Below are 25,711 nucleotides of genomic sequence, written 5' to 3' on the forward strand. Positions count from 1 at the left end.
GAGTAAACGTCCGGCTCCAATCTGGAGCGGTCGCCCGTCGCACAGGAGTTCCGATGGTCTTCAAGAAGATGTTGAGCGCGTTCGGCGTCGGCGGTCCCAGCGTGGACACCGTGCTGACCAACCCCAACACCCGCCCCGGTCTGACCCTCGACGGACACGTCAACCTCGTCGGCGGCGACGCTCCGGCGGCCATCGAGCAGGTCGTCATCGGTCTGGTGACACGGGTCGAGGTCGAAGGGCACGACGCGGAGTACTCGGGCACGCTGGAGTTCCACCGCATGGTCGTCAGCGGCCCGCTCCAGCTCGCGCCCAAGCAGCAGCTCTCCATCCCGTTCCAGCTGCCGGTGCCGTGGGAAACCCCGATCACCGACGTGTACGGCCAGCGTCTGCACGGCATGACGATGGGCCTGCGCACCGAGCTGGCCATCGCCCGCGCCGTCGACAAGAGCGACCTGGACCAGGTGGCGGTGCACCCGCTGCCGGTGCACGAGCGGATCCTGGAGGCGTTCCAGCGCCTCGGCTTCCAGTTCAAGCACGCCGACCTTGAGCGCGGCCACATCCGGGGTGTGCAGCAGACGCTGCCGTTCTACCAGGAGATCGAGTTCTTCGCCGCGCCGCAGTACGCCAGCACGATCAGGGAGGTCGAGCTGACCTTCGTGACCAGTCCGCACGGCGTCGAGGTGATCCTTGAGTGCGACAAGCGCGGCGGCTTCCTCAGCGCCGGGCACGACGCGTTCGGCCGCTACCAGGTGTCGCACGCCGACGCCGACAAGGTCGACTGGGCGCAGGTCGTCGACGGCTGGTTGCGCGAGACCACCTCCCGCTACGGCAGCCTGCGCGCCCAGGGCTACGGACCTCAGGGGTACGGGCCCCAGGGTTACGGGGCGGGCAAGAGCCACGGGCACGGCCACGGCCGGGGAGTCGGCATGGGCGGCATGGTGGCCGGTGCGGCGCTCGGCGTCGCCGGCGGCATGATCGCCGGCGAGATGATCGGTGACGCCTTCGAGGGCGACGCCGGTGAGGACTTCGGCGGGGACTTCGGCGGGTTCGAAGAGTAGGCGTCCAGATACGACAGTGGCCTCCGGGAGAATCTCCCGGAGGCCACTGCCTTTTTCACGTCTGTTGACCCACGTCAGCGCTTGTTGCGCTCCCGGCCGGACCGGCGCGCCGAGCCCGCCTTCGACAGGCCACGGCTGACCAGGTAACCACCGGTCAGGATGGTCAGGAACCACCACGCCTGGTTCGGGTTGTTGATGTTCAACCCGTTGGCGGTGGTGCCCTTCCAGAACGCCGAGATCACCACCAGCGCGACTGCGGCAGCGTAGACCCAGAATTCCGTCGTCAGGAACGCCTGCTTGGTTTCCGTACCTGGCGACGGCATCTGTTCCCGGTGCCCGTCGTGCATGGCCGGCATCTGCTGCGTCGGCGTGTTCCGCATCGACGCGGGGTTCTGCGGGTCGTTCATGGGCCGGTTCATCGGCCTGGTGGAAGCAGCCTGCGTGCTCATCTGGTCCTCCTCAGGATGCGATGAGTCGTACCTGCGTTCCCTCGCCCCGCTACCGCGTGTCGGCCACGGCACGGTTCGCGTTCACGGCGGGGACACCCCCCGACTACCCGAGGCCAGTGAGCAGGTAACCCGACCGCCGGCCGGAAATATCCCAGCCGGCGGTCGGGTCGGGGCCTCAGCGCAGGCCGTTGCGGATCGCGACGCTCACCAACAGATCCGGGTCGTCGGTGATGATGCCGTCCACTCCCAGGTCGATGACCCGCTGCGTGACCGTCGCGTCGTCGACGGTGTACGGGATCACCTTCAGGTCGTACCGCGCCTGGAGGGTGCGCACGTCCGGTCCGGTGAACCGGGGTGGACGACCTCCGGGCCACCGGCGCGGGTTTGCCGGGCCGGTGGCCGGGCACGCAGTCGGTTCCACAGCTTCTGTGAGGTGATGACGTGCGTGAGGACGACATGCGACAGGAAGCCGCCCGCCAGGCCGAGGACCGGATCGCCGGCGGCGTGTACGGCAAGGGCGCCATCGACGAGGTGACGTTGCCCCGTACCGACGTGGAGCGGGTGATCCAGGAGGTCGACCCGTACGACCCGGCGCACCAGCCGATCGACCCGACGGTGCTGCGCGACGGTGGCCCCACCCGGGGTCAGGGCGCGATCACCACTACCGGCGGAACGGCAGGACCGGCGAGCGTGCGCCGAGTGGCGCGCCAACCGGAGCGCCACCCGGGCAAGGTTGCGCCGACCACGACGGGTGATGCCACCACCGGCGGCCTGAGCACCCCGATGGGCGGTAACACAAGCGACCAGTCCACATCAGCGACCGGCCCAGCCAAGCCCACAAACGACTAGCCACCCACCCACCCCTTAGGCGTTGATCATGAGGTTGGCGTGGCTGTGGAAGATCACAGTCCACGTCAACCTCATGATCGACCGGGGAGGGTGGGGCGGGAGGGTTACGGAGTGGTGCGGAGGATGCCCAGGCGTTGGGTGGCTCGGGTTAGCGCCACGTAAAGGTCGCTGCGGCCGCGTGGTGACTCGGCGACCATCAGGTCCGGGTCGACCACAAGCACCGAGTCGAATTCGAGGCCCTTGGCCTGCGCGACGGTCAGCACGACCACGCGGCTCTCCAGCTCGGGGTGCTCGCCGACTGCGGCCTCGGGCAGCGCTGCGGTCAGCGCGGCGCCGAGCGTGGCGACCCGGCTGGCCGGCACGATCACGCCGAGTCGGCCCTCGGCCAGGTCGAGGGCCTCGCGGGTGGCTACCCGCACCAGCTCCGCCGGCAACTGCTCGTCGGGCACCGCCCGGTCCCACGGCGGTACGCCGCTCTCCCGCACCGAGCGCGGCGGCCGCAGCTCCGGGTCGATCTCGGCGAGGACCTCCGCGGCGACCGCCATGATCTCGGCGGGCGTCCGGTAGCTCACTGTCAGCTCGGTGAGCCGCCACCGCTGCGCCACGTACGGGGCGAGGGCCTCGGCCCACGACGGTGTGCCGCTCAGTGCCCCCGTCTGCGCCACGTCCCCGACGATCGTCATCGACCGGCTCGGGCAGCGGCGCATCAGCAGACGCCACGCCATGGGGGACAGCTCCTGCGCCTCGTCCACTATCACGTGCCCGAAGGCCCACTTCCGGTCGGCCGCGGCGCGCTGCGCTGTGGTGAGGCGGTCGGCCTCCTCCTGCCGTTCCAACAGCCGGTCGGCGTCGATCAGGTCGGTCACACCGAGGATCTCGCCGCCCTCGGCCTCGTCCTCGACGTCGATCGAGCGGGAGCCCCGGGCGATCTCCAGCACACCCTCGGCGTACTCCCGTTCCATCCGGCGGATGCGATCCCGGCGGGCGGCGGCGGCCCGCTCGTCCTCGCCGAGCAGTTCGGCGGCCTCGTCCAGCAGCGGCACGTCCGCCGGCGTCCAGCCACCCGGCTCGCGGTGCAGCAGCGCCCGCTCGTCGTCGGTGAGCATCGGCGCTGCGGCGGCGATCCGGGAGGGGTCGGCGTAGAGGTCGGCGAGCAGGCGCTGTGGGGTGAGCACCGGCCAGAGCTGGTCCAGGGTGGCGCGGATCTCGGGCTCGTCGCGCAACTCCCTGCGGATCTCGGCACGGTCGGCCTCGTCGAGCAGGTTGTCCCCGCCCAGCGGGTCGGCGCCGATCCGTTCGGCCACCTGGTCGGCGAGGGCGTGCACGATCTCCACGTCGAAGAGCGCCCGCGCCAGGTTGTGCGGGCGGTCGGCGCGGCGGACCCGGTCCCGGGCGGCCCGGACGGTCTCCGGGTCGAGGGTCAGCGCCTCCCGCTCCACCTCGATCTCCAGCGGCTCGTCCGGCACCCACTGCCGGTCCCGTACCGCGAGCGCCAGCACCTCGGCCAGCACGGCCCGGCCCTTGAGCGCCGCCGTCTCGGCCGGCTCCGTCCGTTGCGCGCTCACCCCGGGGAAAAGATCACCCTGGGTACGCAGCAGCACGCCCGTCTCGGCAAGCGTCGGCAGCACCTGGGAGATGTAGCGCAGGAAGGTCGCGTTCGGGCCGACCAGGAGTACGCCCCGGCTGGACAGCTCCCGGCGGTGTGTGTAGAGCAGGTACGCCGCCCGGTGCAGCGCGACAGCCGTCTTGCCGGTGCCCGGGCCGCCCTGGACCACCATCACCCCAGGCAGGTCGGCGCGGATGATGGTGTCCTGCTCGGCCTGGATGGTCTCCACGATGTCGCGCATCCGGCCGGTACGGCCGGCGTTCAACGCGGCGAGCAGCGACGCCTCGCCGGTCAACTCCTCGTGCGCGCCGGGGGAGGCGCTGTCGATGTCGAGCACCTCGTCGTTGAGCCCGGTCACCTTGCGCTGCCGGGTGCGTAGGTGCCGACGCCTGCGGACGCCCTGCGGGTTGGCGGCGGTGGCGAGGTAGAACGCGCGGGCGGCGGGGGCACGCCAGTCCATCAGCAGCGGGTCGTAGTCACCGCTGGTGTCGAAGATCCCAATCCGGCCGATGTAGCGGCGGGAATCGTCGTCGCCGTCGAGCCGGCCGAAACAGAGACCATTCTCCACTGCCGAGAACTGCTCGACCTGGTCGGCGTACATAGCTACCGAGCTGTCGCGCTGGGAACGGTCCTGGAGGGTGCCGCCGGTGCTGCGCAGCGCGTCGGTGAGCCGGTGGGCGGCCTGCTCACGCAGCCCGTCCAGCCGGTCGTAGAGCATCGAGACGTACTCCTGCTCGCGGCCGATCTCGTCGTCGAGCGACAATTCACCGGTACCACCGGAGTGCCTTGACAAGCCGTCTCCCCAAAGATTAGAATGTCGTGCAAGAACGGCTTTCTGAGCCGTTCTTTTTTAGTGCCTTCCGAATTGTTGAAGATAGCGCGTTCGGTAGGCACCCACCAAGCCCGACGGGCCGGTATCACCCGCACAACGAGGCGCCGGGCCGACCGTGAGGTCGACCCGGCGCGAGCACACCGCTGACGTCAGCCGCGAGCGACCTGGTACAGCCGCTCCGGCGTGACCGCTCCGGCGAGCACCCGCCCGTCGTCGGTGAGCAGCACACTGAACAACTTGCTCGTCAACAGCCGACCGCTGCCCCAGTCGCCGCTGACCGCAGTCAGGCCGCCGAGCAACTTCGACATGTCCGGCGCGTCGGCGGCCGGCGGTACGGCGGGCTTCGACGCCGGCGATCCGGGCTTGGCGCCAGCCGCCCCGTCCAGCCGGGCGACAAGCACTGTGGCCCAGCCGGAGCCCTCGGCGCGTACCTGCGGGTCACCGGCCGGCTGTGCGTGTTCGGGCCGACCGGCAGCAGGCAGCTTGCCGTTCTCCTCCGTGACTGTCACCCCGGGCGGCGGGTTGAAGGTGAACTGGTCGGCGTCGGGTTGCCGGTAGTCGACCTGTGTGAAGGCCACCTCGAACGCCGGCTGGTCGCTGCCCTTGGCGAGCACCTCGAAGCGCAGGGGCACGTGCTGCTTGGCGTCGATGGCGATCCGCAACTGGTGCACGAGCGAGTCGCGGTCGCGCGGCTGGAGCACCAACTCGTAGGCGTCCCGCCCGGCGACGGTGGCCGAGCGGCCCACGCTCACCTCGGTGCTCGGGTCGATCGCGCCAAGCGCCAGGTCCGCGGCCTGCTGCGGCGTGGCCGGCATGCTCGGCCGGGCGTCGAGCGCCGGCTTTCCGGCGGTCGCGGCCTCGCCGAGAGTACGGTGGCGCGCGGTGTTGCCGCGGCTCTCCCAGGTCCACAGGTCCCGCCCGTTGCGGATGACGTCCCGTTCGCCGAGGGTGTCCAGCAGGGCGATCCGCTGCCGCTCCGGCCCGGAATACCAGACCCGCAGGGTGTGCGTGCCGGTCAGCAGGGTGGTCAGGTCGTTGCCGGGGATCAGCCCGGCCAGCGGCGGCAGACCGAGGTCGGCGCGCTGCACGACAGTGCCGGACAACCCTTCGAGGCGGGACTCCTGCAGGTCGACAAGGAGTTGAGCGGCGGTACGCGGTGGCAGGCTCGGCTCGGCCTCGGCGGCAAACGTGCCGATGGCCGCGCCACCGCCGATGACGGCGACAGCGGCGGTCGCCGGGACCAGCCAACGCAGGACGGGACGGCTTCTCAGGACGGACATGGTGGGCACCTCCTGCGTACCATCCTGCCCGCTGGCCCCTGTGAACGCGCTGAGGACGCCCGCATTGACCCAGGTGGCACCCTTGAGCGGTGCGACTGTTGGTGGTGGAGGACGAGGCCCGGCTGGCGAGTGCCCTGCAACGGGGTCTCCAGGCGGAGGGGTTCGCGGTCGACGTGGCCGCTACCGGCCCGGCCGGCCTGGACGCCGCCCGGCACGGCGGGTACGACGCGATGATCCTCGACGTGATGCTGCCCGGGCTCTCCGGCTACGAACTGGTCCGTCGGCTGCGCGCCGAGCAGCACTGGCTGCCGGTGCTCATGCTCTCCGCCAAGGACGGCGAGTACGACCAGGCCGACGGGCTGGACTGCGGCGCCGACGACTACCTCACCAAGCCCTTCTCGTACGTGGTGCTGCTGGCTCGCCTGCGGGCGCTGCTGCGCCGGGGCGCGCCGGAGCGCCCGACGGTGCTGACGGTCGGCGACCTGCGACTGGACCCGGCCCGACGCCGGGTCACGCGTGCCGACGCCGAGGTGACGTTGACGGCGCGGGAGTTCGCGCTGCTGGACTACCTGATGCGCCGACCCGGTCAGGTCGTGTCCAAGATCGAGCTGCTGGATCACGTCTGGGACGCCAGCCTGGAGACAGCGCCGAACGTCGTCGAGGTGTACGTCGGCTACCTGCGCCGCAAGCTCGGCCGCGACCGGCTGGAGACGGTCCGGGGCGCCGGCTACCGGCTGGCGACGTGACCCGCGCCGACCCGCCGGGCGCCGGTCGGCTCCGGGGCGGACGGCTGCCGGCGTTGGGCCTGCGGGGACGGCTTCTGGCGCTCGGGGTGTTCGGCCTCACCGTCGCGCTGGCCCTCGGCGGGGTCGTGCTGCTCGGCACGCTCGGGTACGTGCTCCAGCGGACCGTGGACACCGAGGCGTTCCGGACCGCCGACGCGGTCGCCCTGCTCGCCGCCGAGGACGCGCTGCCCGACCCGCTGCCGGTGGCCGGTGGTCAGGTCCGCGTCCAGGTGATCGACGCTCAGGGACGCATCCGGGCCGCCTCGATCGACGCGGACCGGCTCGTTCCGATGGTCCGCCCGGAACGACTGGACACCGGCCGCAGACAGCGGCTGGAGGCGCCCGCCGAGCGGGTCGGTCTCGTCGGCCCGGTGCGGGTGGTGGCCGTACCCGCAGGAACCGCGGCCGACCCGCTCACCGTGCTGGTGGCCCGGTCGATGGCCGACGTGCGGCACAGCACGCACGTGGTGCGGACCATCCTGCTGGTGGCGTTTCCGCTGCTGGTGGCCGCGCTGGCCGCCGTGGCGTGGCGGGTGGTCGGCGCGACCCTGCGGCCCGTGGAGGCGCTCCGTCGAGGCGCCGAGGAGATCACCGGGCGGGCCGGTGCCGGACGTCTGCCGGTGCCCGCGTCAGCCGACGAGATCCACCGACTGGCGGTCACCCTCAACGGCATGCTGGACCGCCTGGAGACTGCCCGGGACCGGCAGCGGGCGTTCGTCTCCGACGCGGCGCACGAGCTGCGCAGCCCGCTCACCAACATCCGTACGGAGCTGGAGGTGGCGCAGCGACTCGCCGACCGTACGGACTGGACGGCGGTGACGGCCAACCTGCTCGCCGACACCGAGCGGCTGAGCCGGCTGGTCGACGACCTGCTGCTGCTGGCCCGCCTGGACGAGACGCCGGTGGCCCGGCTGACCGGCCCTGTGGAACTGGGCGCGCTGCTGAGCGAGGTGGCCGCCCGCTATCCGTCGCCGCCGGTGCGGGTCGTGCCTTATCCCGGCCCGCTGTGGACGGTCGGGAACGCCGACGAGCTGCGCCGCGTCCTGGCCAACCTTGTCGACAACGCGGTCCGGCACGCGCACGAAAGCGTCGTGCTCGCTGCCGAGCCGAGCCACGATGGGGCGTACCACCTGGTGACGGTGACCGACGACGGCCCGGGGATCCCGGCGGCGGACCGGGATCGGGTCTTCGACCGGTTCACCAGGCTGGACGACGGGAGGGGCCGCGACGACGGCGGCGCCGGCCTGGGCCTGGCCATCGTGCGGGAACTGGTCCGCCGCGCCGGCGGCACCATCACCCTGACCACAGCCACAGCCACAGCAACCGACAACGCCGCCACCACCGACAGCACCGCCGCCGACAGCATCGTCGGCGCGAACGTCGCTGCCGATCGGCGTGCCAGCGCCCACGGCAAGGCTCTCGCTGGTGCTGGTGCTGGTGTCCGACCGGGGCTGCAGGTGCGTCTGCTACTACCGGTGCCGCCGACAGACGGCACCGAGGACGACCCGGGACGAACTATCACGGAACGTAACGAACGGCGATAGGCGCCACAAAGGTGTTCGCGCTCTTTGCTCTGCTTCAACCGACGCAACAGCCACGGATTGTCACCGCCGTGGGTGGTGACTCGTCGGTGGCGAGGGCTAGTCAGCGGCGGTTGGTGCAGACCTGGTCGGCGGGCGCGACGGAGTCGGTGGACCAGACGACCGCCACGGTGAAGCAGTAGTCGTTGGCGCGATTCAACGCGTAGACGATGTAGGTGTCGGCACCGGCCGGCAGCGTGGCGATGGCCGTCTTGTCCTGCCCCGCCCGCCCGGCAGAGATGATCACTGGCCCTTCGCCGCCGGCCGGGTACGTCCAGCGCAAGGTGATGTTGTCTCGGTTGTCGCGCAGAGTCACCGAGCCCGGTGGGGTCCCGGGCGCGGCCGCTGGCGGTGGGGTGCTGGCGGGCGCGCCGCCGCCCGGCGCCGCGCCGCTGGTGTCCGGTGCCCCAGGGCTCGTCGGGCCCGCGCTGGGCGCGCCGGTGGCCGGTGCTGGCGGCTTGTCGTCCCCGTCGCCGACCCGGGCCACGCCGGCGATCACCGCCGCCGTGCCCAGCAGCACCACGACCACGCCCGCCACCAGCACCGGAACGAGCCGGTTGCGCGGCGGCGGCGGCGGTGCCCGATGCACGGGCACCGGCAATAGACGTGACGGCGTGTAGGGCTCCGGCGGCGTGTACGGGTCGCCCGGTGTGTACGGCTCCGATGGCTGGAACGGCTGGTACGACTCGGACGGCGGTTCACCCGCCCTGGACGGCGCGGACGGTGGGTTCGCGTCGGCCGGCCGGCCCGGCTGGTGCAGCCGGTAGACGCCGGAGGCCTCCTCGGTGCTGCTGCCGGTGAAGCCGACCACGGAGGGCGGGACCGGCGTGTCCGTCGAGTGGGGCGTGGGCTCGTCTGCCTGCTCTGGTGGCCAGCGGAGGCCAGCCGATCCGCCGCGTTCGTCGGCGGGGACCCGGGGGTTCGGCACCGCACTGGCGCCGGCTGCAACCCCGTGAGCAGGGGCGAAACTGCCGCCTTCCGTGAACCCTTGGCCTCGCGTGAACCCGTGGCCGTCCGTGAAGCCCTCGTCGTCCGTGGAGCCCTCGTCGCTCCTGAAGCCTTGACTGTCGGCGAACGTCACGTCGGCCGGGTCGTTATCGGCTTCGGCAGGGCCGTCCGGCGCCGGCTTGGCGGATTGCGGCGGGGACGTCGACGGGTGGTAGCCGGACTCGACCGGGTGGTCGTGCGGTGGGTTACGGGCGGCCGGCACCAGCGGGGCATCCCGGCCGGCAGGTGCGTCGTCGGCGCAGACGTGGTCGGGGTTGGCCGCCGCCCGGGCCAGGGCCGCGACCTGCTGGGCAAGCGGATCGTCGGCGGGCAGGTGCTGCCGGGACAACTCCCTGGCCAACGCCAGGTTGTCGTGCGCCTCGGTGAACTGGCCGCAGTCGCGCTGCATGGCGCCGAGCCGGGCCAGCATCTTGATGCCGCTGGGGTGCCCGTCGCCGTACACCTCGCGGTGCAGCTCCCAGGCGTCCTGGAGTCGGTCGCGGGCCACCGTGCACTGGCCCCGGGCGTACTCGACGGTGGCCAGGTCGGCGTGCGCGGCGAGCACCCGCAGGGACTCCGGCCCGTCCTGGGCGGTCAGCTCGATGATGACTTCCTGGTAGAGCCGAGCGGCGCGGGAGTGGCTGCCGACCCGGTGCAGCACCGCCGCCAGGGTGGCCGCGGCGGCCACCGTACGCGGGTCGGAGCGGCCGTGCAGCCGGGTGCTGGCGGCGTACGTGAAGGCGGCCCACCCCCGCGCGGAGTGCGGCTCGCCGAGGGCGACGAGCACCCGCGCCTGGAGGCTTGCCGCCTCGGCCAACTCGGGGGTGGCGTTGGCGGGGCGGGGGTCGGCGTCGGTGAGCGCGTCGGCGAGCAGCCGCTGCGCACCGGCGAGGTCGCCAGCGGACACGAGGTGCTGCGCCTGATCAGTCAGTTCGCCGAAGCCGGAGGGCACGCCCCATCGTGCTCATTCGACGACGTTAAGTACAAGTCCCGCGCCGGTGTCGATCGGTCAGGATCTTGTCAGGTGCTCGGCCAGTGTCTCGCTGATCCGGCGAAGCTGGTCGACCTGGGCCGGGCTCAGCGCGTCGAACAGGTGGCGGCGTACCCCCTCGACGTGGCCGGGTGCGGCGGCGCTGAGGGTGGCGAAACCGGCGTCGGTGAGCAGGGCGATCTGCCCGCGCCGGTCGGTGGGGCACTCCTCGCGGCGCACCCAGCCGGCCGCCTCCAGCCGGGCCACCGCGTGCGAGAGCCGGCTGCGCGACGACCCGGTCAGCTCGGCCAGCTCGCTCATCCGCAACTGGTGCCCGGACGCCTCGGAGAGCCGGACCAGGATCTCGTAGTACGCGTGCGGCATCCCCGCGTCGTGTTGCAGCTCGCGGTCGAGCGTGTCCATCAGCGCCCGGGAGGCGGTGAGGAACGCCCGCCATGTGCGCTGCTCGTCAGGGTCCAACCAGCGGGTCATGACCACCATCATACCCGGAATAGTTGAGCCCTCAACTAAATGGCGCTAACCTCGGGTCATGGGAATCCACAGGCTCAACCACGCGGTCCTCTACGTCAGTGACCTCGCCCGCAGCGTCGCCTTCTACCGGGACGTGCTGGGCTTCCGCCCGGTGGCGATGACCCCGGACGGCTTCCGGGGCGCCACCTTCCTCCAGGCCCCCGACTCCACGAACGACCACGACCTCGGCCTGTTCGAGATCGGCGCCGCCGCCGGGCGGTCGACGGCCGGCCGGGCCACCGTCGGGCTCTACCACCTGGCGTGGGAGGTCGACACCCTCGACGAGTTGGCAGTGACCGCCGAGCGGCTCGCCGCCGCCGGGGCGCTTGTCGGCACGTCCGACCACGGCACCACGAAGAGCCTGTACGGGCAGGACCCGGACGGCCTGGAGTTCGAGGTGGTCTGGCTGGTCCCCGCCGACCGGCTCGACGACGCCACGCTTGCCGCCCGCAAGCGCATCGGCCGGCTCGACCTGGCCGCCGAACAGCAGCGCTACGGCGGGCAGACCCGGGGTGGCGTGGGGATCTCCGTCCCGGCCTGACCGCCCGTAGGGTAGAACGGACCGATGCCGACCGACCCGACCACCGACTTCCTCCGCGAGCTGCTGGTCCGCCAGTTGACGACCTGGCTGCCCGCGGCCCTGCAACGCTCCCGGCGAGCCACCGTGGCACTGGTGTGGGCCGGGGCCGATGGCGGTGGCGCCCAGGCCGCGCTGCGGGTGGTCGCCGCCCACGCCGATCAGGTACGCGGCCGGCGGGTCACGGTGCTGGTGCTGGCCGACGGCACGCCTGAACTGCCGACCCGGCTCGGCCCGGTCGAGGCGGAGCTGCCCGCCGAGGTCACAGTGCACCTGCTGCCCGGCGCCCCGCAGCAGTTGCCGGTCGCGCTGAAAGCGGCCGGGGCGGCGGGGTCACCGCTGTTCAGCTTCCTGGACCTGCCCGACGCCGTGACCCCGCAGCTGCTCACCGCCGCCGCCAACGGCCGCACCGGAGAGGTGCTGCTGCACGCCGGCTCCCGTGCCCGCGATGCTCTTGTCGCCGCCGGGTTCCCGCTTGTCGCCGAGGTGGCGCCCGTGCTGCCGGACGGCGAGGCTGCCGGTGTGGTCGCGTTCGGCAGTCGCTCGGACCGGAGCCTGGAAGCGGTCCGCGACGCGCTCTGGGCAGCCGGCGCGGACCTCGGCATGCGCCTGCGTGACCCGTCCGACCCGGCGGGCGCGACCGTCGACGTGGCAGGGGAGCCCAGCCTCGCGCCGCTGACCGGCGAGCTGTTGGCCGAGCTGGGCCGGGGTGGGCCGCGGGAGGTCACCGAGCTGCGCCGGCACACGCTGACCGCCACCGTCTACCGCGCCAGCGACGCCAACCGGGCGCTGGAAGACCTGCTCAGGAGCGGCGACCTGCAACGCTCCCGCGAGTCGGGCCGCCTGGCCGGCGACGAAAAGCTAACCCCAACCCGCTAGCCCGATCCCCCCGGATCTGCCGCGCGACCTTGCACTTCCTGCCGCGACACAAGGGGCATCCCACGCAAGACCGCGACCGAAAGTGCAAGATCGCGGGGCGGGGCGCGGGGCGGGGGTTGGGTGGACGTCGAGCGGGGTGCCGGTGGGATCACCGGCACCCCGCTCGACTCCCGGGATGTTACGACCGGGACTTGTCCTGCTTCCAGGACAGCGGACCCGGCAGGTCGACGCGGTGCGCCTTCGCCTTCGAGTTCCAGGACCAGCGGCCGATCTTGATGCTCCACGAGGAGAAGCCGTTCTCGGTGAAGTTCAGGATGATCGGACCGTACTTCTTGCGCTTGCGAAACATGAGGCCCATCGGAGCTCTCCCCTCGTCACCGTTCCCTGCCGTGTCGAGATCGAACATTCCCGAAACGTCGAATTCCGAAACCCCATCGGCTCCAGCCTGGACGGTGACCTGCCGCAGCCGGGAAATCCTATTCATCAGATGGGTGTTGCGCGTCGGTAAACGCTGCTCATAGCGTTCCGTAACACGCGCAGCGATACAAGTCTCACCTTGTGGAAGGGCATTGACCGGTCGGTCGCGCCGACGGCAGCATGAGGTCATGTCGCAGCGGGATGAGCTCCACCTCATCGCTTGCGTGCACGTCGACCTGGTCCGGCACGCGAGCGCGCTCTGTTGAGCTGACCGGTTCCATCCGGCCCGGCTCCAGTCGCACTGCACCGCCTACTCACTGCACCACTCAGCACGCACCGCTCGTCGCGGAGCGGCGTGCCCTCGCGCCCCGAACCGGGCGCCCCGCACCTCCCTCGTGGACAGATCAGGAGACTCCTCATGTCCCCACCCCGTCGTGCCCTGCTGCGTACCGTCGCCACCGTCGCCGCGTTGACACTGCTCACCGGTGCCGCAGGCTGCGGCAGCGACGCCCAGGCCGGTGCCGGCCAGGCCAGCGAGCTGCGCTACCAGGGCTCGGTCGGCCAGGTCACCCTCCCCGAACTCGCCGCCGACCTCGGCTACCTCGGCGACGTCCGACTCAAGTGGATCGGCAACGTCACCGGCGGCCCGCAGGACATCCAGGCCACCGCTACCGGGCAGAGCGACTTCGGCGGCGCGTTCAACGGCGCCATCGTCAAGCTCGCCGCGGCCAACGCCCCGATCACCGCCGTCGTCAGCTACTACGGCTCGGACGCGCAGAGCTTCCAGGGCTACTACGTGCTCGACGACAGCCCGATCCGCGGCCCTCGCGACCTGATCGGCCGCAAGGTCGGCATGAACACTCTCGGCGCGCACGCCGAGGCGGTGCTCAAGACCTGGCTGGCCCGGGGCGGGCTCACCGCCGACGAGATCAAGAAGGTCGAGCTCGTCGCACTGCCCCCGGTCAACACCGAGCAGTCGCTGCGGCAGAAGCAGATCGACGTGGCGGTGCTCGGCGGCGTGATCCGCGACAAGGCTGTCGACAGCGGTGGCATCCGCACCATCTTCACCGACTACGAGCTGCTCGGCGCGTTCAGCGCCGGCACGTACGTCTTCCGCGACGACTTCATCAAACGCAACCCGGAAACCGTCAAGGCGTTCGTCACAGGGGTCGGCAAGGCCATCGAGTGGGCGCGTACACAGCCCCGGGAGACGGTGGTGGCCCGGATGCGGGACATCATCGCCAAGCGCGGCCGCAACGAGGACCCGTCGCTCGTCGCGTACTGGAAGAGCAGCGGCGTCGCCGGCCACGGCGGCGTGATCGACGAGCGCGAGTTCGGCACCTGGATCGACTGGCTCGCCGCCGAGGGCGAGCTGAAGGGCGACCGGCCCAAGCCGGCCGACATCTACACCAACCGCTTCAACGCCTTCGTGGACGGGGGCGGCGCGTGAGCACCGACAAGATCCTCTTCGACCAGGTGAGCAAGACCTTCGGTGTCCGCGCCACCCGGCGTGGCGGCGCCCGCGCGGTCACCGCGCTGGACCAGGTGACCCTCGGTGTACGCGCCGGAGAGTTCCTCGTCGTCGTCGGTCCCAGCGGCTGCGGCAAGTCCACACTGCTCGACCTGCTCGGCGGGCTCACCGAACCCAGCGGCGGGCAGGTGCTCGTCGACGGTCGGCCCGTCACCGGCCCCGGCCTGGACCGGGGCATCGTCTTCCAGCAGTACGCGTTGCTGCCCTGGCGCACCGCCGCAGGCAACGTGGCGTTCGGGCTGGAGGCCAAGGGGGTGCCCCGCGCCGAGCGTGGCGACCTGGTCGCGCACCACCTGGACCTGGTGGGCCTTACCGGGTTCGCCGACCGCTACCCGCACGAGCTGTCCGGAGGGATGAAGCAGCGGGTCGCCATCGCCCGCAGCCTCGCGTACGACCCGGACGTGCTGCTCATGGACGAACCGTTCGCGGCGCTCGACGCGCAGACCCGCGACTCGTTGCAGGACGAGCTCGTGCGGATCTGGGCCCGTACCGGCAAGACCATCGTGTTCATCACCCACGGCATCGACGAGGCCGTGTACCTCGGTCAGCGGGTGGCGGTGCTGACCTCCCGACCCGGGCGGGTCAAGCAGGTCATCGACATCGACCTCGGCGATCGGGACGCCGTCGAGGACGTTCGCTCCACCGACGCGTTCCGCCACCACCGGCACCAGATCTGGACGCTGCTGCGCGACGAGGTGCGCGCCGCCCAAGCAGCCGAAGGCGCCACCGGCAGTCGCACCGCCCACACCGGAGCAGCCGGTGGTCGTACTCCCGTTGTCGCCGGAGCCGACGCGCGGCGCGCGGCGCCGACGGCGGCCCACACCGAGGAGGCCCGCGTTGGTTGACATCGCCGAACGTCCCGCCCGGCTGGCGGCCCCGACGGCCCCGCCCGACGCGGTGGCCGCCGCCGGACCCGGTGCCGGCGGCCTTGCCGGACGGCTGCTCGGCCTCGGCGGCAGGGCGCTGCACCGCGGCGTCGCGATCGTCGCGCTGGCCGTGGTCTGGGAGGGTGCGCCCCGGCTGGGGCTTGTCGACAGGGTGTTCCTGCCTCCGCTGTCGGAGGTGCTGGTGGCCTGGTGGGAGCTGCTGCGCAGTGGGCAGCTCGCCGAGCATGTCGGCGCGAGCCTGACCCGGTCGCTGGCCGGGCTCGGGCTGGCCGTGCTCACCGCCATCCCGCTGGGGCTGCTGATCGGCTGGTACCGGCCTCTCGCCGAGCTGCTCAGCCCGCTGCTGGAGGTGTTCCGCAACACCGCCGCGCTGGCCCTGCTGCCGGTGTTCGTGCTCATCCTCGGCCTGGGGGAGACCTCCAAGATCGCCCTGGTGCTGTACGCGTGCTCGTGGCCGATCCTGCTGAACACCATCGCCGGCGTGAAGGGCGTCGACCCGCTGCTGATCCGCTCGGCCCGCTCGATGGGGCTCAACCACCTGCGGCTGTTCCAGAAGGTGATCCTGCCGGCGGCGGTGCCGACCATCTTCACCGGGATCCGGCTGGCCGGGGCGTACTCGATCCTGGTGCTCGTCGCGGCCGAGATGGTCGGCGCGAAGGCCGGCCTCGGCTACCTCATCAACTACGCGCAGTACAACTTCGCGATCCCCGACATGTACTCGGGGATCATCACGATCTCCGCCATCGGTCTGGTCGTCAACCAGCTCCTCGTCGCCCTCGAACGCCGCTTCTCCACGTGGCGCGTCGACGTCTCCGCCGGATAGGACACTGTCATGCCTCGAACCCTGCACCTCAACGCGTTCCTGATGGGCGTCGGCCACCACGAGGCCGCCTGGCGGCATCCCCGCACCGACCCGCGCCGGGTCACCGACGTGCGGCACTTCCAGGAGCTGGCCCGGATCGCCGAGCGCGGCACCCTCGACTCGGTGTTCCTGGCCGACGGGCTGTCGGTCGGGCCGAACCCCCGGCACAACATCCAGGCCGTCTTCGAGCCGCTGACCCTGCTCGCCTCGCTGGCCGCGGTGACCGAGCACATCGGTCTCATCGCGACGGTCTCCACCACCTACAACGAGCCGTTCCACACCGCCCGCAAGTTCGCCTCCCTGGACCACCTGAGCGGCGGCCGGGCCGGCTGGAACATCGTCACCTCCGCGCAGGAGCGGGAGGCGGTCAACTTCAACAGGGACAGCCACCCCGCGCACGCCGACCGCTACCGGCGGGCCGCCGAGTTCGTCGACGTGGCGATCAAGCTCTGGGACAGCTGGGAGGACGACGCGCTGGTCTTCGACACCGCCGCCGGGGTGTTCGCCGACACCGACAGGGTGCACGAGGTCGCGCACCGGGGGCCGGAGTTCCAGGTTCGTGGCCCGCTCAACATTCCCCGCCCGCCACAGGGCCGGCCGCTGCTCGTGCAGGCCGGGTCGTCACCGGACGGCATCGCCTTCGCCGCCCGGTACGCCGAAGCCGTGTTCACCGCCCAGCAGACCCTCGCCGACGGGCAGGGCTTCTACGCCGAGCTGCGCCGCCAGGTCACCGCCGCAGGCCGGAACCCCGACCTCGTGAAGGTCCTGCCCGGCATCGCACCCGTGATCGGCGGCACCGAGGCCGAGGCGCGCACGCTCGCCGCCGAGCTGGAGGAGCTGATCGTCCCCGACTACGCCCTCGCGCAGCTCTCCGGGATGCTCGGCATCGACCTCACCGGCCTGCCGCTGGACGGGCCGCTGCCCGAGCTGCCGGACTCCGGCACCGTGCAGGCCCACCAGAGCCGCTACCGGCTCGTCACCGACCTGGCCCGCCGGGAGAAGCTCACCGTCCGGCAGCTCATCGGCCGGCTCGGCGGCGGCAGGGGCCACCGCGTGGTCGCCGGAACGCCGGAACAGATCGCCGACCAGATCGAGCTGTGGTTCAGCCAGGGCGCCGCCGACGGGTTCAACATCATGCCGCCGCACCTGCCCGGCGGTCTGGCCGACTTCGTCGACCACGTCGTGCCGGTGCTGCGCGCCCGAGGGCTCTTCCGCACCGAGTACACAGGTCGTACGCTGCGCGAGCACTACGGCCTGCCCCGACCGGCCAGCGCGTACGCCGCGCCGACCCTGGTGCCGGCGTGACGACCGTCGAGCGTCCGAGCACGGACGCCACCGAGCTGCACCCCGTCGACCGGGACCTGTTCCGCGCGCTGCTGCGCCGGCAGGCCACGAGCGTCACGGTGGTCACCGCTGTCGCCAGGGCCACCGACCCGGCCTGCCTGGGCGGGATCGGCGCACCGATCCGGGCCGGGTTCACCGCCACCTCGTTCACGTCCGTCTCACTGGACCCGCCGCTCGTGTCGTTCTGCCTGGGCGTCACCTCGTCGAGCTGGCCGGTGCTGGCCCGCGCCGAACACGTCGCCGTGCACCTGCTGGCCGCCGGGCAGCGGGAGGCCGCAGCCGTCTTCGCCACAAGCGGCATCGACAGGTTCGCCGCGTACCCGGACTGGACGCCGGGGCCGTTCGGCGTGCCGCTGCTGACGGGAGTGCTGGCCCGGCTGCTCTGCCGGGTGGTGCACCGCGTCCCCGCCGGCGACCACACGTTGGTGATCGCCGAGCCGCTCGCGTTGGGCGACGGCGGCGACGGCGAGCCGCTGGTGCACCACCAGGGCGGCTACACCACCGCCGTGAAGCCGGTGCCGGCGTGAGCGCACCAGCCGTGCCCGACCTGCTCGCGCTGGACCGGGCCGCCCAGGACCTGCTGTTCCGGGCGGCCCGCACGGCAAACACGTTCACCGACGAGCCGGTCACCGACGCCCAGGTCGCGGCCATCCACGACCTGATCCGGTACGGGCCGACGGCCTACAACGGCCAGCCGCTGCGGATCCTGCTGCTGCGATCGCCGGAGTCCCGGGCGCGACTGCTGCCATACGTGTCGGGTGCCAACAGGGCGAAAACGGCGAGCGCACCTCTGCTGGCGGTGCTCGCCGCCGACGTGGATTTCCACGAGCGGCTGCCGGAGCTGTTCCCGCACCGCCCGCAGGCCCGCGACTGGCTCGCCGACCGGGCGGCGCGCGTCGAGCAGGCCCGTTTCAACGCGACCCTCCAGATCGGCTACCTGCTCGTGGGCGTACGCGCCGCGGGGCTGGCCGCCGGCCCGATGGCGGGCTTCGACGCGGCGGGGGTGACCCGGGAGTTCTATCCCAGCGGGCGGCACGAGGTTCTGCTGCTGCTCAGCGTGGGCCACCCCGGCCCGGACGCCTGGTACGACCGGCTGCCCCGGCTGGACGCCGCGGAGGTGATCAGCGTCCGGTGACTCAGCGGGTTGGCGTCAGCGCGGCTCCCAGGCGTCGGGTAGGGCGGTGAGCTTGCGGACGTGCGCGGGCAGCCGGCCGCTGACGATCTCGGCGAGGCTCACCTCGTCGACCACCCGCCGGACGGCGGCGCGTACCGCCACCCACAGGCCGGGCAGGTTCTCCGCCGCGCCCTCGTACCGGGTCTCCTCCGGCCGCAGGCCGCGCACCCCGGCGAGGGGACCCTCCACGGCACGCAGCACCGCGCCGACGGTCACCTCACGTGGCGGCCGGGCCAGGGTGTAGCCGCCCTCGGCGCCCCGCTGGGCGCGGACGATGCCGGCCCGGCGCAGGTCGGCCAGGACCGCCTCCAGGAACTTGCGGGGCATGTCCTGGTCTGCGGCGATGGCCTGGGTGGACAACAGCGAGGGGTACGCGGTCGCGAGGCTCAGCGCCGCCCGTACCGCGTAGTCGCCGCGCGCGGAGATCTGCACCCTGTCATCATGCCCGCCCGGTGCCGCCGCCCGGGCCGGTGGGCGACCCGGGCCGCCTGGAGTGCCCCCCGTTCGCCGGTTCGCCGAGCGCGCCGGAGCGGAACCACCCTCCGTTGGCGCCTGTCGGCTCGACTGGCGATCGGGGGCGTACGACCCGGCCGGCCGTCGGCTGCTCGCGGGCCGCCCGGAACGCGCCAGGGCTCGTGCCGGTCTCCCTGGTGAAGAAGCGACCGAAGTTGGTGGGCTCGGAGAAGCCGAGCTGTCGGCCGATCTGCGCGATCGGCTCGTCGGTTGCCGCGAGCAGCCGACCCGCCTGCAACGCGACCCGCTCGTCGATCACCTGTTTGGCGCTGCGACCGGTGACGGCCAGGCAGGCCCGGGTCAACGTCCGCACCGAGCATCCGAGCGCTACCGCGTAGTCCTCGACCCGTCGCGTCCCCTGGTAGCCGTGCTCCACCTCCCGGCAGAACCGCTGGAACGTCTCCACCTCGGGTCGCGGAGGTGACCGGTCCACGCCGGGCAGGGCCAGCCTCAGCAGCAGCACGGCGAGCTGGTGGCGCAGCAGCGCACGGGCGGCGGGTGTGCCGTCGCCGTGCCGTTGACAGTCCACGGCGAGCTGGCTGACCTCGCTGATCACCGCGTCCTCGTCCTCGCCGGCAAGTTGCCGCCACGTCGGCGGGGCGTCCGGGTCGACGGCGAGACCGCGCAGCGCGTCGGTGGTCCAACCCACCACTGTCGCGTCGAACTGCGGGCCGGCGCATCGCAGCAGCTGGCCGGCGCGGACCCGCAGCAACGTGCCGGGTCGGCAGGGCAGCAGGTGGAAATCGAGCTCGGCGTCGCCGTGCCCACGCGTGGTGAGGATCAGCAACTCGCGCTCAACGATGACCGGCCGACGCCAGCCCGGGTCACCGGCGAGGTCGGCAAGCGCGAACGTGGAAATCTCGTCGGCTACGGGTGACGCCGTTCCGATCGGTGGCGCGGGGGAGGGATCGGTAGAGACCATCGCCTGCGACGGTAGCCCGAACCGCAGGTCATTGCATCCCGATCAGCTGTGCGGGTCGTTCCCGGGGCCATCGCGACGCACCCGCAGGGCTTGTCGCGATCCTGGAGGCCGGGCTACCTTACCCGGCGGTAGCGCTGTCCGGCCCCGGTCCGCCGGTCGCCCGCCGGGCCGGCAGGCACCGCCGACTCGCGATGGGATGGGCATGACGCAGCTGTTCTCGGTCGAAGGCAAGACGGTACTGGTCACCGGCGGCTCGCGGGGGATCGGTCTGATGATCGCCCAGGGCTTCGTCCGGGCCGGCGCACACGTGATCATCTCGTCCCGCAAGGCGGACGTCTGCGAGGCGGTCGCCAAGGAGCTCTCCGCGGAGGGCCGCTGCGAGGCCATCCCCGCCGACCTGGGCGCCGACGCCGGTGCCGAGGCACTCGCCGCCGCCGTGCGGGAACGCTTCGGTCGCCTCGACGTGCTTGTCAACAACGCAGGCGCCACCTGGGGCGCACCGCTGGAAAACTACCCGGAAGCCGCGTTCGACAAGCTCTGGGCCGTAAACGTCAAGGCGGTCTTCCGGCTCACCACTGCCCTGCTGCCGGAGCTGCGCGCCGCTGCCAGCGCCGACGACCCCGCCCGGGTCATCAACATCGGGTCCATCGACGGCATCCGCGTGCCGTGGATGGAGGTCTACGCGTATTCGGCAACCAAAGCTGCCGTCCATATGCTCACCCGCAGCCTCGCCCACCAGCTCGCCGGCGAGCAGATCACCGTCAACGCGATCGCACCCGGCCCGTTCGAGAGCAAGATGATGGCGTTCGCCCTGGACGACCCGGCGAGCCGGGCCAGCATCGAGCAGCAGGTGCCACTGGGCCGCATCGGGCGCCCCGACGACATGGCCGGCACGGCCATCTACCTGTCCTCGCGGGCCGGCGCGTACCTCACCGGCGCTGTCATCCCCGTCGACGGCGGCATCACCACGCACGGCTGAGCACCGGCCGACCCGGGGCGCGGCAGAACCGCCGTACCCCCGGGTGTGCCGGGGCCGCGCGGACTCGGCAGATCCGCGCGGCCCCGTCTGGCCGGTTTGCCCGTTCGGGCGGTGGTCAGCGACCGGCGAGCAGCCGGGTCACCGCCGTGTCGACGTCCAGGTGCTCGGCCTCCCGGCCGCGCGGGACGACGACGTAGGTCCGTCGAAGGAAACGCACCAGGACGCTGCGCGGCACCTCGAAGAGGGCGTTGCCGTCCGGTGACGAGAGGGCCAGCGCGACGAAGTCGCCGCGCGGAGTGGCCCAGGGCCAGACCCGCACGTCGCCGATGCCGGCTGGCTCGTCCAGGCCGGTGACGAGCAGTTCGCGGGCGAAGGACCAGCTCACCGCCTCGCCGCCGGCAGATTCGGCATGGAACAGGACATGGACCGCATACGGGTCAGCAGGGTCGTAACGCAGACTGGCACGCACCGGCAAGGCGGTGGCGTCAGGTGCGACGAGCCTTAGCGACGTCTCGACCTCTACGGTCGTCGGTCGGATGACACTCATGGACGTTCTCCCCCCGGCACCGCTGCGGAACGCGCGTGTCCCGCTTTTCCCATACTCAGGTGCTACTCCTGGCTACGCTCCGCCATACGCTGACTTCACCCAGTGGTGGGAAGGGGGACGGAAAGACCGCGTGAATGTGAGGATTCATGTAGGATTTCCGGTTCTGCCCAGTGCGTGATGCCGCCCGGCATCGGGTGGTTCAGTCGTCGACTTACTCCGGTAACGTCCAGTCGACCGTTGCAGTGACGGGCCCGGGCGACACTGGGGGGTGAAATGGTCACTAACCGGTCCTCAGTGGATCCGGTGGTCGTGTCCGGTCCGCCGAACGTCGCGGTCCGAGCAGCCGAAAAGCGGGGGTACGAAGTGTCGATGGAGCAGCCACATCCGCCTGGTCGGCCGGCGTCCGACGACAGACGCTCCGGCAGCGATACGCGCACCGGTGGCACCGGTCACGGTGGCGTCCTCGTGACCGCCGATCGCCCTCGGCGCCCCCGCTGGCGGGAGCGCATCTCCACCACCCTCGACCTCGTCCGCGCCAACCCCACCGGCCGGATCACCCTCAAGATCGTTATCGCGATCGTCGGGGCGCTTGTGGTGACCATCGGCATCGCCCTCATCCCGCTGCCCGGCCCCGGCTGGCTGCTGGTCATCGCCGGCCTCGGCATCTGGGCCGTCGAATACCACTGGGCCCGCCGACTGCTCGCCTTCACCCGCCGACACGTGTACGCCTGGACCAACTGGGCCAAACGACAGTCGCTGCCACTGCGCTTCGTCCTCGGCTCCGTGGGGCTGCTCTTCGTGGGGACTGTGGTGTGGCTCTCCCTCAAGTACAGCTTCGACATCGACCTGGTCGCCATCGCGCTGGACTACCTCGGGGCGCGCTGACCCGGATTTCCGGTCCGGCTCCACGATCGGGTAGAGTCAACGGCGCTGAGGGCGATTAGCTCAGTGGGAGAGCGCTTCGTTCACACCGAAGAGGTCGCTGGTTCGATACCAGCATCGCCCACCGTAAGTATGTGCAGGTCAGATGCCCGTTACCGGATACCACGGTAACGGGCATCGCTGTATTTGGCGCTTACATTGGGAGCAGCGGCGGATGTGGCGGTCCGGGTCGGACCGCGGCAGGCGCGATCCCCGACCGGTCTCCGGTGGAGTTAGACGTTGTGGTCGTGTGTGGGAGTCAGCCCGTGGTGGGCTTGGTGGCTGGCCATGTGTCGATGGGGTGGTTGGGGTTGCGGCGCATGGGGCGGATCGTCGGGCCGTCGGGCAGCGTGATTGCCGGTCGGTCGGTGTATCCGTAGCGGGTGTACAACCGCTGGGACTGGCTGGTTGTGGCGGTCCATGAGGGTAGGTCGATGCGGTCGAGTCGGCTGCGGTGGTGGTGGAGGATGGCGCTGCCTCGTCTGGTGTGCTGAGCGTTGGTTGCGACGGCGAGGAAGGCCAGGTGGTAGTGCGGTTCGGTGGGTCGCTGGTTGGTGAGGGGTTGGTTGAGGATGTCGAAGCGGTGGGCGTGTGGGCCGGCTGCGTCGGTGAGTCGTGTTGGGTAGTTGGCCGGTGGTGGGATCGGGCGGTAGCGGTGGAAGCCGACGGTGGCGGTCAGGTCGGCGGCAGAGCTGGGTCATCCCGGGCTGGGTCACCCCTTCGGCGGCGCCGAGTTCGGAGAGGCGGTGCGGGCCGAGTTCGTCCAGCCGGTACAGCGTCGAGGCCGCAGTCAGGCTGAGCCCTCCGGCGTGGTGAGCCAGCGGAACAGTCGGAGCAGGCGGTCGAAGCTGGCGACGCCGCGGGCCAGATCGACGCCGCCGGCGCGGTCGCCCTCCGCCGCCGGCCGGAACGCCGGCCCGGACGGACACCTCGTCGGCGCCGGCCGGGCGCGTTGACCACTGATGGTGCAATTGACGCTGACGGATCCGTACCCGGGGAGGAACCTGATGGCTGACCACAGTGGGCTGCCGATCGCCGCGCTCCTGCTCGGGGGCCCGGAGGACGGACCTGGCGAGCTGGAACTCGGTGCCCGGCAGTTGGCCCTGGAACTGGCGCCGTACGGGGAACGGTTGCCCGCGCCGACCGAGGTCGCGCCGGACGGCACCCGTGCCGGCGAGATCGAGATGATCGGTGCCGTCGCGCTGGCCATCGAACCCGTTCTCCCGTCGATCATCGCGGTGCTGGAACTCCTCCTCGCCTGGGCCGGCCAGCGCCAGGGACGCGGCGTGCGGATCGTCGAGCCGGACGGCAGCGAACTCGACCTCACCGGAGTCTCCGCCGCCGACCAGCGCCACATCGCCCAGACCTGGCTCGACCGGAAACTTCCCCGGTGACGCGCAGACGCGCCCTGTTGATCGCCTGTAACGAGTACGACGATCCCAAGCTGTCCCGCCTCCGGTCTCCGGCACACGACGTTCAGGTGCTGGCCCGGCTGCTCGGTGACCCGACGGTCGGCGCCTACGACGTACGGCTGCTGGTCAACCCGACCGAGCACGAGGCCCGGCTGGAGATCGCCCGACTGCTGCGGTCGGCCGGCCGGTCGGATCACCTCCTGCTCTTCTTCGCCTGCCACGGTCGACGCGACATCGACGGGCTGCTCTACCTCGCTCTCGCCGACACGGACGTCGACGACCTGCCGGCCACCGCGCTTCCCACGGAACTGATCAACCGACTGCTCAACCGCTCGGCCTGCCAGCGGATGGTCCTGCTGCTGGACTGCTGCTTCAGCGGAGCGGTGTCGCGGGTGTTGACCCACCAGGGCGACGCGGGCGTCCGCGGCGGGGACCTGTTCCCGGGCGAGGGAACCGGCCGCGCCGTCCTGACCGCCACCACCGCCCACGAGTACGCCTGGGAGCCGGCCGGCGAGCCGCTGCCGCTGACCGACAACCCTCGGCACTCCGTCTTCGCCGGTGCGGTGATCGAAGGGCTGCGCACCGGTGACGCCGACCTGGACGGTGACGGACTGGTATCCGCCGACGAGCTCTACAGGTACGTCAGGGACTCGGTCGCGGTGGCCGGCGGGCAGACGCCCCGCCGCTGGATGTACGGCGAGGGCGACCTCTACGTAGCCCGGAGCTCACGGGGCCCGGCCCTGGCCACGGCGGCCGGCCGGACCGCGCCCCTGCCGCCGGCCGGGGTGGAGGTTCGGGACGGGCGCGGTGCCGACCGGTCGGACGGTCCGGTCCCGCCCCGCCAGCGGCCCGTCCCCTGGGCGGCGGAGCGCCTGCACTGGGAGGCGGGGTTGCCCGAACCGGTGGAGCGGATGCTGAGAGGTTTGGCCGACCGTACGGGTTGGCTGGCCCTGCGGGCGGGCGGCTGGGACGAGGCGACCACCCGGTTCGGGGCGGCGGTGCGCGCCGACGGGACGGCCGGTGCCTGGTGGGGACTCGGGATCAGCCACGCGATCGGCGGACGCTGGCGGGCCGCAGGCCACGCGTTCGCGGCGGCCGCCGGAGGGCTGCGGGAGGCCCCGCCCGACCACCCGGCACCGACGGCCGCGCTGACCGCCGGGGCGCTGCTGCTCGCGGTCGTCACGCTGCGGGCGGGCGGCGACCAGCGCGCGGCCCAGGTGCTGACCGACTCCGTCGACGCGTTGCCGCTGTGCCCGCCGCTGCTGGTGCTCTCTGCGGCGTGGGCCGGTGACGGTGCGGCGCTGACCCGCGCGTTCCTGCTCGACCCGGAGATGGCGGTGGAGTGCGAGGCCGCGGGCATGGAGATCGGACCGGCCGTCCAGGAGGCCATCGCCTGCGGCGAGGCGCAGGTCCGCCGGCTCGACGTCGCCCGCACCCGGCTGCGCGCCACCGACCCGGCCTGGTCCGGCGGTCCGGCCGGCGACGGCGGGCCCGAGGGAGTACGGCGGTCGCCGCTGGCGCGGCTGCAGGAGGTCCGGCGGACCGTGGAGGTACGCCGAGACGAGCTGATCTCCCTGCTGCACGCCCGCCAGCTCGGCGTACGGGACGCGTTGCGCGCACCGGTGCCGGACGGGGGCGGAGCGGTGGTGGCGGACATCCGCAACGCCATACACACGGGTCACGAGGCGCTGCGGGCGACGGACCGGCCCGCACCGCTGGCTGCGGTCGGTATTCCACCGATCCGTCCGATGCGTTTAATTTAAGCTAATAGATTTCCCCTGTGCGAAGGGTTCTACCGCACGCGGTTGCTTCCGTACTA

At 71.9% G+C, this 25,711-nt stretch carries 25 protein-coding genes, 1 tRNA gene and 1 pseudogene; 17 read left to right on the forward strand and 10 right to left on the reverse strand.

All coding sequences use genetic code 11. From position 1 onward, the window contains the following. The first annotated feature begins 53 nt into the window (after nt 1-53). Nucleotides 54-1,058: a sporulation protein gene (locus tag ADK66_RS09645; RefSeq protein WP_053653588.1), complete on the forward strand. Its 1,005-nt coding sequence runs from the start codon at nt 54-56 to the stop codon at nt 1,056-1,058. 74 nt (nt 1,059-1,132) lie between these two features. Here ADK66_RS09645 and ADK66_RS09650 read toward each other — a convergent pair whose 3' ends face one another. Together ADK66_RS09650 and ADK66_RS32250 are read right to left on the reverse strand one after the other, a co-directional pair. Next, nucleotides 1,133-1,465 carry a hypothetical protein gene (locus tag ADK66_RS09650; protein WP_369814772.1) on the reverse strand — a complete coding sequence of 111 codons (333 nt, stop codon included), beginning with the start codon at nt 1,463-1,465 and terminating at the stop codon, nt 1,133-1,135. Between the two features lie 217 nt (nt 1,466-1,682). After that, the gene (locus tag ADK66_RS32250; protein ID WP_231639979.1) at nt 1,683-1,841 is read right to left on the reverse strand and encodes a glycerophosphodiester phosphodiesterase family protein; all 159 of its coding nucleotides are present in this window, start codon (nt 1,839-1,841) and stop codon (nt 1,683-1,685) included. A gap of 107 nt (nt 1,842-1,948) precedes the next feature. On the opposite strand from ADK66_RS32250, the gene ADK66_RS09655 reads away from it, so the two are divergent. Then, nucleotides 1,949-2,356 carry a hypothetical protein gene (locus tag ADK66_RS09655; RefSeq protein WP_053653592.1) on the forward strand — a complete coding sequence of 136 codons (408 nt, stop codon included), beginning with the start codon at nt 1,949-1,951 and terminating at the stop codon, nt 2,354-2,356. 104 nt (nt 2,357-2,460) lie between these two features. Here the strand turns inward: ADK66_RS09655 and ADK66_RS09660 are convergent, their stop codons facing one another. Together ADK66_RS09660 and ADK66_RS09665 are read right to left on the reverse strand one after the other, a co-directional pair. Then, complete coding sequence (locus ADK66_RS09660) at nt 2,461-4,680, reverse strand: ATP-binding domain-containing protein (RefSeq protein WP_369814773.1); 2,220 nt, start codon at nt 4,678-4,680, stop codon at nt 2,461-2,463. Nucleotides 4,681-4,943: 263 nt separating this feature from the next. After that, nucleotides 4,944-6,074, reverse strand: a complete 1,131-nt coding sequence (locus ADK66_RS09665; protein WP_053653595.1) for a sigma-E factor regulatory protein RseB domain-containing protein — start codon at nt 6,072-6,074, stop codon at nt 4,944-4,946. A gap of 89 nt (nt 6,075-6,163) precedes the next feature. Here ADK66_RS09665 and ADK66_RS09670 point away from each other — a divergent pair, with 89 nt between their 5' ends. Together ADK66_RS09670 and ADK66_RS09675 are read left to right on the forward strand one after the other, a co-directional pair. After that, a complete protein-coding gene (locus tag ADK66_RS09670; RefSeq protein WP_053653597.1) occupies nt 6,164-6,820 on the forward strand; it encodes a response regulator transcription factor in 657 nt (218 codons plus the stop codon). Continuing rightward, nucleotides 6,817-8,169, forward strand: a pseudogene (locus tag ADK66_RS09675) (ATP-binding protein); the annotation flags it as partial. The gene ADK66_RS09670 and the pseudogene ADK66_RS09675, both read left to right, overlap by 4 nt. 334 nt (nt 8,170-8,503) lie before the next feature. On the opposite strand, the gene ADK66_RS09680 reads toward ADK66_RS09675, so the two are convergent. Beyond that, nucleotides 8,504-10,378, reverse strand: a complete 1,875-nt coding sequence (locus tag ADK66_RS09680; protein WP_053653599.1) for a tetratricopeptide repeat protein — start codon at nt 10,376-10,378, stop codon at nt 8,504-8,506. Between the two features lie 57 nt (nt 10,379-10,435). After that, nucleotides 10,436-10,897, reverse strand: coding sequence for a MarR family winged helix-turn-helix transcriptional regulator (locus ADK66_RS09685; RefSeq protein ID WP_053653683.1), 462 nt, complete (start codon nt 10,895-10,897; stop codon nt 10,436-10,438). A gap of 49 nt (nt 10,898-10,946) precedes the next feature. Here ADK66_RS09685 and ADK66_RS09690 point away from each other — a divergent pair, with 49 nt between their 5' ends. Together ADK66_RS09690 and ADK66_RS09695 are read left to right on the forward strand one after the other, a co-directional pair. Next, nucleotides 10,947-11,468, forward strand: coding sequence for a VOC family protein (locus ADK66_RS09690; protein ID WP_053653601.1), 522 nt, complete (start codon nt 10,947-10,949; stop codon nt 11,466-11,468). Between the two features lie 24 nt (nt 11,469-11,492). Beyond that, entirely contained in the window at nt 11,493-12,383 is an 891-nt protein-coding gene (locus ADK66_RS09695; RefSeq protein WP_053653603.1) for a hypothetical protein, read from the forward strand. Between the two features lie 178 nt (nt 12,384-12,561). Here ADK66_RS09695 and ADK66_RS09700 read toward each other — a convergent pair whose 3' ends face one another. Further along, the gene (locus ADK66_RS09700; RefSeq protein WP_053653605.1) at nt 12,562-12,741 is read right to left on the reverse strand and encodes a DUF4236 domain-containing protein; all 180 of its coding nucleotides are present in this window, start codon (nt 12,739-12,741) and stop codon (nt 12,562-12,564) included. Nucleotides 12,742-13,218: 477 nt separating this feature from the next. Between ADK66_RS09700 and ADK66_RS09705 the strand changes: the two genes are divergently transcribed. Genes ADK66_RS09705 through ADK66_RS09730 form a run of 6 tightly spaced genes read left to right on the forward strand, consistent with a single transcriptional unit; the run spans nt 13,219 to nt 18,559 of the window. After that, nucleotides 13,219-14,250, forward strand: a complete 1,032-nt coding sequence (locus ADK66_RS09705) for an ABC transporter substrate-binding protein (RefSeq protein WP_053653607.1) — start codon at nt 13,219-13,221, stop codon at nt 14,248-14,250. Then, the gene (locus ADK66_RS09710; RefSeq protein ID WP_053653608.1) at nt 14,247-15,176 is read left to right on the forward strand and encodes an ABC transporter ATP-binding protein; all 930 of its coding nucleotides are present in this window, start codon (nt 14,247-14,249) and stop codon (nt 15,174-15,176) included. The genes ADK66_RS09705 and ADK66_RS09710 overlap by 4 nt, the downstream gene beginning before the upstream one ends. Then, complete coding sequence (locus tag ADK66_RS09715) at nt 15,169-16,041, forward strand: ABC transporter permease (protein WP_082377352.1); 873 nt, start codon at nt 15,169-15,171, stop codon at nt 16,039-16,041. The genes ADK66_RS09710 and ADK66_RS09715 overlap by 8 nt, the downstream gene beginning before the upstream one ends. A gap of 9 nt (nt 16,042-16,050) precedes the next feature. Beyond that, nucleotides 16,051-17,385 carry an LLM class flavin-dependent oxidoreductase gene (locus tag ADK66_RS09720; RefSeq protein WP_053653610.1) on the forward strand — a complete coding sequence of 445 codons (1,335 nt, stop codon included), beginning with the start codon at nt 16,051-16,053 and terminating at the stop codon, nt 17,383-17,385. Next, the gene (locus ADK66_RS09725) at nt 17,382-17,951 is read left to right on the forward strand and encodes a flavin reductase family protein (RefSeq protein ID WP_053653612.1); all 570 of its coding nucleotides are present in this window, start codon (nt 17,382-17,384) and stop codon (nt 17,949-17,951) included. Before ADK66_RS09720 ends, ADK66_RS09725 begins: the two co-directional genes overlap by 4 nt. Then, a complete protein-coding gene (locus tag ADK66_RS09730) occupies nt 17,948-18,559 on the forward strand; it encodes a malonic semialdehyde reductase (protein ID WP_053653614.1) in 612 nt (203 codons plus the stop codon). Before ADK66_RS09725 ends, ADK66_RS09730 begins: the two co-directional genes overlap by 4 nt. A gap of 15 nt (nt 18,560-18,574) precedes the next feature. On the opposite strand, the gene ADK66_RS09735 is transcribed toward ADK66_RS09730, so the two are convergent. Together ADK66_RS09735 and ADK66_RS09740 are read right to left on the reverse strand one after the other, a co-directional pair. Beyond that, nucleotides 18,575-19,030, reverse strand: a complete 456-nt coding sequence (locus tag ADK66_RS09735; protein WP_053653616.1) for an Rrf2 family transcriptional regulator — start codon at nt 19,028-19,030, stop codon at nt 18,575-18,577. A gap of 7 nt (nt 19,031-19,037) precedes the next feature. Then, nucleotides 19,038-20,033 (reverse strand): AraC family transcriptional regulator, encoded by a 996-nt coding sequence (locus ADK66_RS09740; RefSeq protein WP_053653617.1) that lies wholly within the window; start codon nt 20,031-20,033, stop codon nt 19,038-19,040. A gap of 202 nt (nt 20,034-20,235) precedes the next feature. Here ADK66_RS09740 and ADK66_RS09745 point away from each other — a divergent pair, with 202 nt between their 5' ends. Further along, nucleotides 20,236-21,012, forward strand: a complete 777-nt coding sequence (locus ADK66_RS09745; protein ID WP_053653687.1) for a glucose 1-dehydrogenase — start codon at nt 20,236-20,238, stop codon at nt 21,010-21,012. A 115-nt stretch (nt 21,013-21,127) separates the two neighbouring features. Here the strand turns inward: ADK66_RS09745 and ADK66_RS09750 are convergent, their stop codons facing one another. After that, complete coding sequence (locus ADK66_RS09750) at nt 21,128-21,559, reverse strand: SsgA family sporulation/cell division regulator (protein ID WP_053653619.1); 432 nt, start codon at nt 21,557-21,559, stop codon at nt 21,128-21,130. A 294-nt stretch (nt 21,560-21,853) separates the two neighbouring features. On the opposite strand from ADK66_RS09750, the gene ADK66_RS09755 reads away from it, so the two are divergent. The 4 genes from ADK66_RS09755 to ADK66_RS09770 all read left to right on the forward strand — a co-directional run bounded on the left by ADK66_RS09755 (nt 21,854) and on the right by ADK66_RS09770 (nt 25,655). Then, nucleotides 21,854-22,444, forward strand: a complete 591-nt coding sequence (locus tag ADK66_RS09755) for a TIGR02611 family protein (RefSeq protein WP_369814771.1) — start codon at nt 21,854-21,856, stop codon at nt 22,442-22,444. Nucleotides 22,445-22,493: 49 nt separating this feature from the next. Continuing rightward, nucleotides 22,494-22,565 (forward strand) — tRNA-Val (locus ADK66_RS09760). Nucleotides 22,566-23,487: 922 nt separating this feature from the next. Then, nucleotides 23,488-23,874, forward strand: coding sequence for a hypothetical protein (locus ADK66_RS31840; RefSeq protein WP_167945238.1), 387 nt, complete (start codon nt 23,488-23,490; stop codon nt 23,872-23,874). After that, the gene (locus ADK66_RS09770; protein WP_053653625.1) at nt 23,871-25,655 is read left to right on the forward strand and encodes a caspase family protein; all 1,785 of its coding nucleotides are present in this window, start codon (nt 23,871-23,873) and stop codon (nt 25,653-25,655) included. The genes ADK66_RS31840 and ADK66_RS09770 overlap by 4 nt, the downstream gene beginning before the upstream one ends. Nucleotides 25,656-25,711 lie beyond the last annotated feature (56 nt).

The sequence above is a fragment of the Micromonospora sp. NRRL B-16802 genome, from assembly GCF_001279555.1.
Taxonomy (GTDB): Bacteria; Actinomycetota; Actinomycetes; order Mycobacteriales; family Micromonosporaceae; genus Micromonospora; species Micromonospora profundi.